The following is a 12643-nucleotide window of genomic DNA, read 5'->3' as shown; positions in this document are numbered from 1 at the left end:
CATGATTCATGGTTTAGTTAGATTCAAAGCTATCGTTGAGGGGTTCGCCCTCAAAAATACCACCCCAAATCAACAAGTTATGGGGTTACCATAGGGTTAAGCAACCAACAGCACTAGAACCGCTGAGTATAGGAAATTAGTTTTTCTTCCCAACAAAAGAGATGGGGCCTAAATCAGCATCAACCGCCGAAATAGTGAGCAATCCACCAGTATAAGTAGCTACTTTTATAGTACCGCTGTAGGCTTCAATTTCGCCCGTAGCTGCTTTTTTGAGGGTTACTTCACCCAAATTAGATACATCGTCAGTAACTTTACCCGTCTTATCTTTATCGGTAAGGGTAAGTATAGCCGTTGCTTTGTCGTCAGCTACTTTTGTTGCCACAATCTTTCCAGAAAGCGTAACTCCCGTGGTAGGATTGGTAAACGGCATATCGGCAGTAAACCCACTAACCGTAACTTTGGTGAGGGTATATGTGCCAGCGACTTGGTCGCCCATCGAAGGTTCTGGTTCGTCTTTTTTGCTACATGAGGTAATGACAAAAGCCATTAAAAGTACCAAAAGTGCAGATGTTAAACGAAGCTGTTTCATAAATGAGTAGAGATGTTAGATGATTAGTAATGGTTAAACGGATATAAATCTAGTCACAAATATAGAAAATCATATACCGTTTATCGCATAGTTTGCCAAAGCATTTATTTAACGGGCATTCTACTGAGGTATTTTCTATTGTTTTTTAACCCGATTTCAGTAGCCTTTTTAATCAGTTTTTTGTAGTATTGTAAGCCGCATTACATTTCAAAAACTCACAATCGAATGTTTAACCGTCGTCAATTTTTGGGCTCGCTTGGTGCTACCGCAGGTGCGCTCAGTCTTCCTCCTTTTCTTACATCTGCCGAAGCGAACAACTTTGAAACCCTCAATCGCCAAATCGGGCATTTGTCGCCCGTAGAAGCCGCTCAGAATGAAGACTTTTGGGCTTGGGTCAAAACCGAATATACCGTTTCGCCTAATTTGCTTAACCTCAACAACGGCGGCGTTTGTCCGCAGCCTCGTTCGGTTCAGGATGCCCACATTCGGTTTTACCAATACTGCAACGAAGCCCCAAGCTACTACATGTGGCGAATTTTAGACCAAGGCCGTGAAGCGCTCCGCAGCAAACTTGCCGATTTGGCGGGTTGCGACGCCGAAGAAATTGCCATCAACCGCAATGCCACCGAAGGTTTAAACACGGTCATTTTTGGACTTGATTTAAAACCTGGCGACGAAGTTGTGTTGACCAAACAAGACTATCCCAATATGATTAATGCTTGGAAACAGCGCGAAAAGCGTGACGGCATTAAGTTGGTCTGGATTAACCTCGATTTGCCCCAAGAAAACGACGCCTATTTTGTCGATAAATTTGTCAGTGCGTTTACGTCCAAAACCAAGGTGGTACACATTACGCACATGATTAACTGGGTAGGCCAAATTCAGCCCGTTCGTAAAATTGCCGATGAAGCCCACAAACGTGGCATCGAGGTCATTGCCGATGGGGCACATACGTTTGCTTTGTTAGATTTTAAAATTCCTGATTTGGGCTGCGATTATTACGCGACCAGCCTTCACAAATGGCTGTGTGCGCCTTTTGGTAGCGGAATGATGTACGTCAAAAAAGATAAAATTTCTAAGGTCTGGGCCTTGCTTTCCAACAACGAGCCTGATGGCCCCGATATTCGCAAATTTGAAAGTTTAGGCACGCGGTCGTTTGCCTCCGAAATGGCAATTGGTTCAGCTGCTGACTTTCAACTTTCTATCGGGACGGCCAGAAAGCAAGCCCGTGCGCACTATTTACAGCGGTATTGGACGGATAAAGCGCGTCAAATCCCTGGCGTAAAAATACACACTTCGCCCAATCCAAAATACGCCTGCGCTATCGCCTTGGTGTCGGTTGATGGGCTTAAAACGTCGGAATTAGACGGGCAACTTTATAACAAATTCAAGATTCATACGACGGGTATTGAGTGGGAAAACATCAAAGGGGTTCGGGTAACACCGCACGTGTATCACACCCCCAAAGACCTCGATCGACTGGTTCATGCCCTTGACGATATAGCGTCGGCAGCACGTAAAAAAACGGGATAGAAGATTTCTGTTTCTGAGTACTAGACCTTCCAAGTTTCTAAAACTTGGAAGGTCTTTGTTTTATGTGACAAATGTCGCTGACTAGCTTTGTTTTTGCGTTCATCTTTGTGCCACCATTAGGATTAAAACACCAAAATTATGGCACAAGAACATTTTTATGACGTAACGGTTCGTTGGGAAAACGACCGCAAAGGTATCATGAGTTCAAGCGTTTTGAACGAGCAAATTGAAGTAGCGACTCCTCCCGAATTTCCCAAAGGCATGGCAGGGATTTGGTCGCCCGAACACCTGTTAGTAGCTGCTGTGAACAGTTGTTTGATGACAACTTTTTTGGCCATTGCCGAAAATTCAAAGCTTTCTTATGCTTCCTTTTCTTCCAAAGCCGTTGGGAAATTGGAAGTAGTTGATGGGAAATACATGATTAGCGAGATTACCCTTATGCCTTCGTTGGGTATTTTTTCAGAAGATCAACGCGAGCGCGCTCTCAAAGTGCTTCAAAAATCAGAAGCAGCTTGTTTGATTAGCAATTCTGTTAAATCTCGTATTATCTTTCAACCCGAAATCGAACTAATGACCGAAGAGGTTGTTGCATAATTTTCAAAAAGTAATGAATAAATACACACTCATTCTCGCAATTTTTCTAACAGGTATTCTTAGTGCCTGTGGAACACAATCCAACGAACAGGCGTCAACCAATTCGACGTCAACAGCCAATGAAAATGGGGCAATTTCTGCCGCAGAAGTCCACAAAAAAATCAAAGACAACCCTAAATTGACAATAGTGGATGTCCGAACGCCCGACGAATACGCCCAAGGGCACCTCGAAAACGCTCATAACATTGACTGGAATTCCAATAGTTTTGAAAATAAAATTGATGGTTTTGAGCGCGATAAACCCATTTTGGTGTATTGTTTGAGTGGTGCTCGCAGTGCTGCTGCCGCCGAAAAAATGCGCAGTTTTGGCTTTAAAAACGTCCTCGAAATGGAAAATGGAATGATGGCCTGGCGTGCGGCACAACTACCCGAAACCACGGCCAACGTAAGTGTAGCCAAGCCTGCGGGCATGAACCGCGACCAATTTGATGCAGCACTTAATTCGCCAAAGTTAGTTTTGATTGATTTTTATGCCGATTGGTGTGCACCTTGCAAAAAAATGGCCCCTTATTTAGAGGAAATTAAAACCGAAATGGGTGATAAAGTAGAAGTAGTGCGCATCAATGCCGACGACAGTGCCGAATTATCCTCTCAGCTTAGCATCGAGGAACTTCCTACCGTGCTTGTTTTTAAAAACAAAACAATGGTTTGGAAAAATGTGGGTTACATTGGAAAAGAAGAGTTGGTGAAACATCTTCAATAGCGCCTTTATTTCTTTTCTTGTCGCCGCGCCTTGGTCTTATCTGCAATCCACTGAAAAACAGTCGCAAAGCTCGCGATGGCGGTTGGCTTTATGAGGGCATTAAGCCAGTCTGTGGTATTGACAATATTTTCAAAAAGCGGCAGAGACGGTATTTTTGAATCAAAAAAGCTTTCAAAAACGGGGTAAAACTCCCCAAAAAGGGTGCTGTATATAAAAACCCCTATTCCAAAACCGAAAAAAATGGATAAATAAAAACGAGTTGGTTTCATAGTGGCTGCAATTAGAGCTTTAAAACTACACATTGTCGGGATGAAAATGCAAGGATTTGGGAACAAACTACTATCAAATGTCTTAATGTCAGTATAAAATTTAAAAGGCACTGGTACTTTTACATACCAGTGCCCTAAAGTTATTGTGCTGATTTTTTTACAATTTAAAAGCAAAAGAGAATTTTATTGAAAATTTCTGAGCCTCTGGCTTTTCTCGGTACGTAAGTCGGTGAATGGCGTCGATTCTCAAGAATTTGAAAATATTATCAAAGCCATAGCCCGCCTCAATATAGGGTACCTTATCGTCCAAACGATTGATTGGTAGTATTAACGTTCCGTCGGGGGCAGTTCTCGGAATTAGTCTTTCATTGGCATTTTGGGTATCCCCCCAAAGTACTTTACCAAATACATGTGAGCGCCATTTCAATCGTCTAAATACTGGAATTCGGTTCGTTAAAAATCCTTCAAAATCATGAAAGGCACCTACTGATATAAATCGATCGCTCGTAAATTCAAAAAAATTCATGCTATTATAAGCATTGCTAATAAAAATGGGGGACGGGTTTCCTTGGTGGTTAAATAATAGTGGATACGGTATTGTTGACGGCGAAAAGCCTACCTGAGTTTCCGTATTCATTCTTCCCAACACTCCCAAACGGAACGATTTATCCATCTGTAAATTAAAACGGTGGTAATTAAACTGCCGTGTAGGAGAACCTCCAACCCCTCCCACATATCGAAATGTGATCACAGGCCATTCTCGCGCCTTCCGAAGCTTCAATGGACGACGGTTGTTGTTTCTGATTAAGACTTCTCCTTTTGCAAACCTAATTTCGTACCGAAACTCATCGACTTCATAATCCCTGCTTTGGGGCGAATTTTCGCCTAAGGTTGGTTGAGTACGGTATCGAAAGGCAAACAATGGTGTAAAAGTACGGTGACTATATCCAATTGAATGTGTCAACCCTGGGATAATTTCATGAGCTAGATTCACCGACTGATCATTCTGTAAAAAACCTCGGTGATAGCTACCAAAACGAGCTAACGCAGCAAACACTTGGTTGCTTAATACACTTGTTCCTAATTGGGATGGATTAATACCTAACCGTTCTACATCATAACCAGAATGAACCCCCGCTTGAATCCAGGGCTTTCGAGAAATAGTATATTGAAGGTCTAGCCCATATTTCCAGCGCTCATCAAGGGTCCCATCGGCCACATATCCTTTTATAAAAAAGCGCTTACTCAATGTTTCCCTCGTCCGAAACCCTGCCTGCATTCGTACCCCTTCAATGCTATTAATGGCAATACTATTAGGAAAAGGTCCAAATTCAATATGTCTTGTCACTGGAATATAAGCACTCATTACCATCCTCGATAGTGCGGTATAAGTCTTTACGATAGGGACATTTTTAATACTATCAATAAGTTCAAATGCCCTTATTTCATTTGTTTTAAGTGGTTCAGGACGTTTTGTTTGCCAAAATGCTTCGTTGGGGTTGGTGACTCGTTCTTGCTGGTCAAATGTTTTCTCATAAAATTCATTCTCATGGACTTTATTAATTACAAAATTTTGATTGCGAGTGTAAATCTTGGCCAATAATCCACTTGTATTACGGGTCAATTCGCTGATGTCAACCAACAAACGAGTAGCAGAGGGCAACCATGCTGTCGTGCTATCAACCAGTTCAAATTCTTGGTTTATTTTTATTTTATCAATGTAGTTTAAGTTTGCTTCTTTACCCACAAACACATCAATTTGGGCAATCGCAAAAGAAACCGTATCAATCCACATTTTGCCAGTAAACGCCAAGTCTAATTTATTTTTGGGCTCAAACTCAATCCCATAACAGGTAGCCAACCCCACCAGCGATGTATCTGCTAAGAAATATTCATAAGTATTTTTCCAACCATCGGCGATGGGGGAATGGAAATCTTTTCCAACCAAGCGCACCCAATTTTGATAGAAATTAAAGTCTTGGAAGGATACGCCAAGCAATTCGTTTAGCACGCTTTCGTCGGCAATTCCAACCCCTTTCACCCGAGAGTTTATAACAGTTTCTTTGGTTTTTCGTGGATTATCTTTGAAATAAAATTTCGAAATTGTTTCAGAGACAAACACGGGAAGGATTGGTTTTCCATCGTCTCCTGTTGTTTTTTGCAACTCACTCACTGCCTCGCGAAGCTGCCTCATCAGTTTTCGTTGTTGCATCTTTTCAGAAATTTTATCCATGCTTAACTCTATACGATTGTAACTCTCGTATTCGTAAGCAGAGAGCTTCTTACGGTCATTCTTCTCCTTATTGACTACTATTTTTCGAATAATAGGCCAAGCTGGGTTTTCACCTGCCCGTACGATTATTTCAGCCAATAAATTAGCTGTGGGTTCAATTTGAAAATCAATTGTTTGAATTGCTTGTGTTTTGTTTACGGCTTTCCATTTAGTCTTGTAACCCAAATAAGATACGCCCAAGCTATCAGTAAGCATTTTAAGATTAAGCGAGAAGTTTCCTTCAAAATCAGTGACAGCTCCTTGAGTCGTTCCTTTCAAACTCACGGTCGCAAAAGGAACAGGGTCATTGGTAGAAACATCCGTTACTTTTCCCTTAATTAGGTACTGACAAAAACCTTTGGGTATGCCCAAAAGCCCCAAAACGAGTATGGGTAGCAATAAAAATCGCATGTGTTAAAGAAGAGTAGATAGTTCGTTTTTAGTTAGGCTATTGCAGTTATTCTTGAAGAAAACTGTGCGATAAAACTAGAAATTAGTCACCTATTATGCTAAAGATTTTGATTAAAATATAAATATTTGTATTTTAATTAGCCTTAAAGCCTATTTAATACCCTAATGAGTATCTCACTCTCAACCCTCCGAACTGTCAACGTAACGCGTTATGTTACGCCCTTGCGTGAAGGCGGTTCGCTTCCTGCCCTTGTCGAAGCTGACGACGGTTTTTTGTACGTTATGAAATTTCGTGGAGCTGGGCAAGGGCCCAAAGCACTCATCGCGGAGCTTATCGCGGGTGAACTTGCGCGAACATTGGGGTTTAAAATTCCAGAACTTGTCTTTACCGAACTCGACATTGCTTTCAGTCGTGCTGAGCCCGACGAAGAAATTCAGGACTTATTGAAAGCCAGCGTGGGACTAAATTTGGCCTTGCATTTTTTGTCGGCTGCCATTACGTACGATGCGTTGGTAACCACCATTGAGCCAAAATTAGCCTCGCAAGTGGTGTGGTTCGATTGCCTTATCACCAACGTTGACCGTACGTCGCGAAACACCAATATGTTGATGTGGCACAAAGAACTGTGGCTCATCGACCACGGTGCGGCTTTGTATTTTCATCATTCATGGGACAATTGGGAACAACAGGCAACGCGCCCTTTTGCTCCCATCAAAGACCATGTTTTGCTGCCGCAAGCGTCCGAATTAAAGGCTGTAGATGAAGAGTTTAAGGCTAAACTTACCCCTGAACGTATTCGGGAGATTGTTGGCTTTGTTCCTGATGAATGGCTTATGGATGCCTCCAATTCGATGACTGCTGAGGAGCGTCGTCAAGTATATATTCAATTTTTAGAAACGCGCCTAGCTGCGTCAGAAATTTTTGTCAACGAAGCCCAAAATGCCAGAAAATTACTTGTTTGAGTATGCCGTCATCCGCTTTGTTCCGCGGGTAGAGCGTGAGGAATTTCTCAACGTTGGGGTTATCTTATATTGCCCTTCGCAAGGGTTTTTACAAACCAAATTTCTCCTCAACGAAGACCGACTCAAGGTATTTGGGTCAACCGTTTGTTGCAATGAATTAAGGGAGCGGCTACGTACTTTTGAGCGTATTTGTGCAGGTCGAAAAGAAGGTGGACGAATTGGACAACTTTCGATAGCTGAGCGGTTTCGGTGGCTTACTTCAACCCGAAGTACCATTATTCAGTCTTCTCCTGTGCATCCTGGCTTGTGCCAAAATCCAGAAGATACGCTTCAACAACTTTTTGCCCAGCTTGTTGAGTGATTTTTTCTTACAGAATCACACGGGTAAAAAATGAATGCGTTAAAAGACTACCTTTCCAGTAGTCCCCTCTAGCCAAGTATTTCGCACGGCGCAGGGGCCGTTGAAGCGGTACTGAACGCCGACGATGTCGGTGGGAGGGTTCTCGACTTTGGCGGTATAAGCCAGTTTGTTGTTGACAAAAATTTTCATTTTGCCCCGTTTACATTCAATCTTGAGCGTGGTCCATTCGTTGGGCGTGCAGCCAAAACCACTCAAATCGGCCTTATTACTTGCTACATAATACCCAAAAGCCGCCAATGAAATATCGCCAACACAGCCAACGCTCGTGAGGGGCACCATCATAATATCGTTTCTGGCTTGCAACATCACGGTCACGTTCTGGCAAGCATTGCTACCTTCGGGGAGGCCACTTTTTACTTCAGTTTCAAAGATGAAATTGTCCGTCATTATGCCCTTGAGGTCTTTCTGATTAAACAACCGAATCTTGGGCGGGGTTGGGTTTAATGGAACGTTGTACTTGTCGAACACGGGTTTATCTATCTCAACAATGGGGGTTTTTACGATGTCAGATGGCTTAAAATACAAAGGTTCAATACCCCAATCGGCTTCAACAACGCCAAGCCAGCCGTCGGTTTTGATTTGAATGTCGTGCTCTTTAATGATTTCCTTCCCAATCATCAATTTTGCTCGGAAATACCCAGGGTAAAAGTAGATGGATGAATGATGTTTGTCGTTTTTATTGACCAATACCTTACGCCGTACGTCCCACGATTGCGAAATGAATACCGAATCTTGAGGGTTGGCGCTGGTTGCGTCAAAGTCAAATACCACTGAGTTGGGCAATCCTTCGGTGAGCATTGTTTTTGACGAAAAGCTAAAATCGTTGGGATTGTATTTGGGTTTGCTCGAAAGAAAATAAAAACTAAAAATGCTTAACGAAACAACGACCAGTGCCACCAAAGCCCAGCGCTGACGATTCCAAAAACTAGTTTTGGGGATAGGTAAAGGTGGAAGCGAAACGGGCGGTGTTGTGATAATTGTTGGGGGAGGGGCTTCGGTTTTTTCTGGATTTTTAACCAAAAAATCACGCCAATCTTCGTAGTCCAAAAACTGCGCAAGGGCGTTGAGGGTGGTCATGGAAGGCTCGCTTTTGTAGCTGACTTTCCCAAATATCCGCTTTAAAGTTGATACGCTCAACGACACACTTGTTTTTTCAGTAATCTGTTCGCTGAGTTTTTCAAAATCGTAATTATTCCAAACGCTGCTTTCGCCCCATTGAAGGTGCGCTTCCATCTGGGATTTGAGCTTGGAAATCGGTAGATGAATGGCTGTTGTGTTCATAGGGGGCAAAAATAAGGCAAAACGGTATTGAAATGATCTTGAACCTAACTTGAAACAAGTTTGAACCAGCTAGAACGGACGGATTCGCCGACTTTTGATGAAATTTTAAAAACTATACAGCTATTCGTCCATGAAAAAATTGCTTTCGTTTATGTTGATGCTCGTGTCTCTCCAAGGGATTGCACAAAAAAACAAGACCGTTTCTTCCCCAAAATTAACAGATAATTCAAATCTACTCGTACCCGAACGCTGGGATTTTCAGGCGGGGAAAGTGACATTTTTGGATTATAAAGGTAAAAAAGCCATGAAAATTGGTTCATTGTCGGGGCAAGTGGTGTTGAAAGACTTCGTGTTTAAAGATGGCACGATTGAATTTGACATAGAACCCCATCCTGCTGAGTTTGCGTCGTCGGTCTATTTTCACCGAAAAGATGCCAAAGAACAAGAAATTGTTTACCTGCGTGTACCTCGAATCGGGAGTAAACTGGCCAATCAAGGCATACAGTACGCGCCCTATTTTGATGGGGTCAATATGTGGGACATTTATCCGCAGTACCAAGCCCCTGCCATGGCCAAAACGGGGGAGTGGAATCACATGAAGTTGGTCATTTCGGGTAAACAAATGAAGGTGTATGTGAACGATATGGTCAATACGGTATTGGAAGTTCCGAAACTGGAAGGAACAATGGCCGAAGGCAGCATCGCTTTTGAGGGAGAAGGGTACATCACAAATCTCCAAATTAAGCCCAACGAAACCGAAGGACTCGCCAGCTATGAAGGAACTGATATGACCAAACATGATGGGCAGTACCTCCGTAAATGGGCAATTTCGACGCCTGTTTTGTTTCCTAAAGGCAACGAAACGTTTGCCGAGAATTTACCAGATGCGGAAGATTTTTTGGAAAGCATCGACGCTGAAACGGCGGGCTTGCTTAACCTAACCCGACGCTTTGGTGCTACGCCACAGCGTAAACTCGTTTGGCTTAAAACGACAATAACGGCTTCAGAACCCACCTTTACAAATTTGCAGATAGGCTTTAACGACGAAATCTGGGTGTATCTCAACAATGAAATGGTGTTGGTTGACAAAAACCTGTTTCCCCAAGTAGGAATGCGGAAAATCCCAGGTGGCCGACTTGCGATTACCAATACGGTGGCCAAGCTCAATTTGAAAAAAGGCGAAAATGAGCTTCTCGTCGCTGTGGCCAACGATTTTTATGGCTGGGGACTCATGGCACGACTCGAAAATGTAGATAAAGTTGAGCGAATTGACGAGGTGGCTACGATCCTTAATTTGGCGGAAGAAATTAGAAAAATGCCACTTGAGCCCTACGTGGGAGTGTACATCCAACCTGGAAGTGATTATAAACTGACATTCGCTCAAAAAGACAAAAAACTTGTAGCAAGGGTGATTAATTCAGACGTTGAGTTTAAGATGAAATACATTGGAAATCATACTTTTAACATTCCTAAAGCCTTTGCAACGGTGCAGTTTAAGCCAACCGAAAACAAACTGAGTTTTAAACAGGGCGTGGACGTGAAGGAGTTTGTGAAAGAGTAAAAAAAACTGGAGCCTTTCCAAGTTTCGGGTTCTTGTGAGTGTTAAACTTGGAAAGGTGTTTATGTGAGTAAGCCTTTCCAAGTTTCAGGTTCTTGTGAGGGTTAAACTTGGAAAGGTGTTTGTGTGAGTAAGCCTTTCCAAGTTTCGGGTTCTTGCGAGGGATTAAACTTGGAAAGGTTGTTTGTGCGGGGATAAGCCTTTCCAAGTTTCAGGTTCTTGCGACGGAGTAAACTTGGAAAGGTTGTTTGTGCGGGGATAAGCCTTTCCAAGTTCAGATTCTTGCGACGGAATAAACTTGGAAAGGGGAGTTAGCCTGGAAATGCAAATTCTTGATCTGTCAAATCAAGGTTGGTTTCTACTTGGGTGACAGAGATGGAAAGGGTGGTCTTCCCATTGATTTTTTGAGTAATTTCAAACGGAAAAACCATGTCGTTAACCGTTTGAAATTTACTTAAATACGTGTCCATATATCCGCCTTTGCCTGTTCCTTTTTTTATCGCATTTCGTACTAAAACAGGTAAATAGGTTTTGGTATCGAAAAAGTAGAAACTCGACAATTCTGCTACGGTAGCGTTGGTCATTGGCGGTGGTTTTTTGAGCAAGCGCACACGGTAACAATCTTTGCCCTCAACCAGCATTTTTCCTTCCAAAGTTACGCTGTATCCACGTTCGGCATAATTTACAAATGGGTCAAGCATTTGAATGTCAGCTTTTAAGGTTTCACTCTCTTCGGCCGTTAACTTTTCTAATTGTAACGTTTTCGGATTGGTATGCCAGCCTGTTGTTCCATCAAAGCAGTTTTGATAGATACTCTTTTCTTGAAACAAAGCGACCGAGCGTTGTAAATTGGGCGCTTTTTGTTGCTGAATATAAGGGATTTCCATTCCTTGCATTTTTAGAAAACCCGTTGTTCGAAGTGTTTTTAGGGAAAGTAACTTCTCTTTACCCCCAACGGCTTTCAAGTAATTTTCAATCACTTCATCGACGGTTTGGGCGCGGGAAATGATTGAGAACGAAAGGGTAAACAAGAGAAGCAATGCGTTTTTTTTCATTTTATAAAATTGGTTTTACCGAATATCCTTTCTTTTTAAGTAAACTCAAAACACCTTTTTCGCCACCAAGATGTCCTGCACCTACGGCAAAAAACGATGATTTCGACTGCATGGCCTTTTCAATTATTGGAATCCAATTGGCATTCCGATTGGCGAGCAAAATGTCCTCGTATCCGTTGAAATCCCAGTCGCTATCGTCCATCAGCTTGACGAGCGCTTCTAGGTCTTGGGCTTTGTACAAGGCCACCATTTTTTCAAACTCTTTGGAAGACTCTTCTTTTTTACGAACCATGTCCACGAGCAAGGCTGCTTGTTTTTCGTACGGAATTTGGTCAAAAACGCCCATCTGAAATTCAACGGTTTCTAACCCTAATAACTCTTTTTTTGCGTTTGTGGCCATTTGGGTAAACATCAATTCGTAGGATTGAGGCTGGCAGTCGAGGAAAGTCATGTAAATCATGGACATAACCGTGAAAGGCTTCAGGCCGTTGTACATGGCAAGACTCATTTTGAGACGTTCTTTAAAATAAGTGTCCAAAACAGCATAGTCATCTTCCGACAGATAGTCTTTGAGTTTTTTACCGTTGGTCAGCATGGAGGTTTGCATCATCTTGGTCATTATCGTTGGGTCGTCCATGTCCAATTCAAGATAAACCTGCTCGGCGCGCCCAAAGGTCGATTTGGTTGAGTCGGTCATCAGGTAATCTTTTGGACAAATCATGTGAATGGTTCCATAAACATAAGATGGTTTGGCGAGCCCATTTCCTGATACTTCCCAGAGCAACGATTTTTCTTGAGAGAAGGCCGAAAAGCCACAGAGGACAAGTAAAAAACCAAAGAAGCGGTTCAAATGGAGCAGTGTTACTCGGATAGTAGCGGTTTTTGTCATGGCGTTTTGTTTAATTGAGGGAGGTTTAAGTGCTAAAGCACAAGT

The 12643-nt window shown here is 42.6% G+C and carries 12 protein-coding genes; 6 read left to right on the top strand and 6 right to left on the bottom strand.

All coding sequences use genetic code 11. The annotated features are described in order from the left end of the window. Positions 1-136 precede the first annotated feature (136 nt). The gene (locus FHS57_RS10225; RefSeq protein WP_183973132.1) at positions 137-589 is read right to left on the bottom strand and encodes a hypothetical protein; all 453 of its coding nucleotides are present in this window, start codon (positions 587-589) and stop codon (positions 137-139) included. A gap of 225 nt (positions 590-814) precedes the next feature. Here FHS57_RS10225 and FHS57_RS10220 point away from each other — a divergent pair, with 225 nt between their 5' ends. The 3 genes from FHS57_RS10220 to FHS57_RS10210 all read left to right on the top strand — a co-directional run bounded on the left by FHS57_RS10220 (position 815) and on the right by FHS57_RS10210 (position 3479). Continuing rightward, positions 815-2122, top strand: coding sequence for an aminotransferase class V-fold PLP-dependent enzyme (locus FHS57_RS10220; protein ID WP_183973130.1), 1308 nt, complete (start codon positions 815-817; stop codon positions 2120-2122). Between the two features lie 138 nt (positions 2123-2260). Next, the gene (locus FHS57_RS10215; protein ID WP_183973128.1) at positions 2261-2716 is read left to right on the top strand and encodes an OsmC family protein; all 456 of its coding nucleotides are present in this window, start codon (positions 2261-2263) and stop codon (positions 2714-2716) included. Between the two features lie 13 nt (positions 2717-2729). Beyond that, on the top strand, positions 2730-3479 hold the full coding sequence (locus FHS57_RS10210; protein ID WP_183973126.1) for a thioredoxin domain-containing protein: 750 nt from the start codon (positions 2730-2732) through the stop codon (positions 3477-3479). A gap of 5 nt (positions 3480-3484) precedes the next feature. Here the strand turns inward: FHS57_RS10210 and FHS57_RS10205 are convergent, their stop codons facing one another. Then, on the bottom strand, positions 3485-3922 hold the full coding sequence (locus tag FHS57_RS10205) for a hypothetical protein (RefSeq protein ID WP_183973124.1): 438 nt from the start codon (positions 3920-3922) through the stop codon (positions 3485-3487). Continuing rightward, complete coding sequence (locus FHS57_RS10200) at positions 3906-6431, bottom strand: DUF5686 and carboxypeptidase-like regulatory domain-containing protein (RefSeq protein ID WP_183973122.1); 2526 nt, start codon at positions 6429-6431, stop codon at positions 3906-3908. Before FHS57_RS10200 ends, FHS57_RS10205 begins: the two co-directional genes overlap by 17 nt. 165 nt (positions 6432-6596) lie before the next feature. Here FHS57_RS10200 and FHS57_RS10195 point away from each other — a divergent pair, with 165 nt between their 5' ends. Together FHS57_RS10195 and FHS57_RS10190 are read left to right on the top strand one after the other, a co-directional pair. Continuing rightward, positions 6597-7394: a HipA family kinase gene (locus FHS57_RS10195; RefSeq protein ID WP_183973120.1), complete on the top strand. Its 798-nt coding sequence runs from the start codon at positions 6597-6599 to the stop codon at positions 7392-7394. After that, positions 7372-7755 (top strand): DUF3037 domain-containing protein, encoded by a 384-nt coding sequence (locus FHS57_RS10190; RefSeq protein ID WP_183973118.1) that lies wholly within the window; start codon positions 7372-7374, stop codon positions 7753-7755. Before FHS57_RS10195 ends, FHS57_RS10190 begins: the two co-directional genes overlap by 23 nt. 39 nt (positions 7756-7794) lie before the next feature. On the opposite strand, the gene FHS57_RS10185 is transcribed toward FHS57_RS10190, so the two are convergent. Further along, positions 7795-9096, bottom strand: coding sequence for a hypothetical protein (locus FHS57_RS10185; protein ID WP_183973116.1), 1302 nt, complete (start codon positions 9094-9096; stop codon positions 7795-7797). A gap of 130 nt (positions 9097-9226) precedes the next feature. Between FHS57_RS10185 and FHS57_RS10180 the strand changes: the two genes are divergently transcribed. Then, positions 9227-10657: a 3-keto-alpha-glucoside-1,2-lyase-like domain-containing protein gene (locus FHS57_RS10180; RefSeq protein WP_183973114.1), complete on the top strand. Its 1431-nt coding sequence runs from the start codon at positions 9227-9229 to the stop codon at positions 10655-10657. A gap of 308 nt (positions 10658-10965) precedes the next feature. Here FHS57_RS10180 and FHS57_RS10175 read toward each other — a convergent pair whose 3' ends face one another. After that, positions 10966-11709 carry a hypothetical protein gene (locus FHS57_RS10175; RefSeq protein WP_183973112.1) on the bottom strand — a complete coding sequence of 248 codons (744 nt, stop codon included), beginning with the start codon at positions 11707-11709 and terminating at the stop codon, positions 10966-10968. A gap of 1 nt (position 11710) precedes the next feature. Then, on the bottom strand, positions 11711-12598 hold the full coding sequence (locus FHS57_RS10170) for a TraB/GumN family protein (RefSeq protein ID WP_183973110.1): 888 nt from the start codon (positions 12596-12598) through the stop codon (positions 11711-11713). Between the last annotated feature and the right edge of the window lie 45 nt (positions 12599-12643).

Source organism: Runella defluvii, from assembly GCF_014195535.1.
Classification (GTDB): domain Bacteria; phylum Bacteroidota; class Bacteroidia; order Cytophagales; family Spirosomataceae; genus Runella; species Runella defluvii.
The sequence above is the reverse complement of the archived record's forward strand: the minus strand, read 5'-3'. Positions and strand labels throughout refer to the sequence as shown.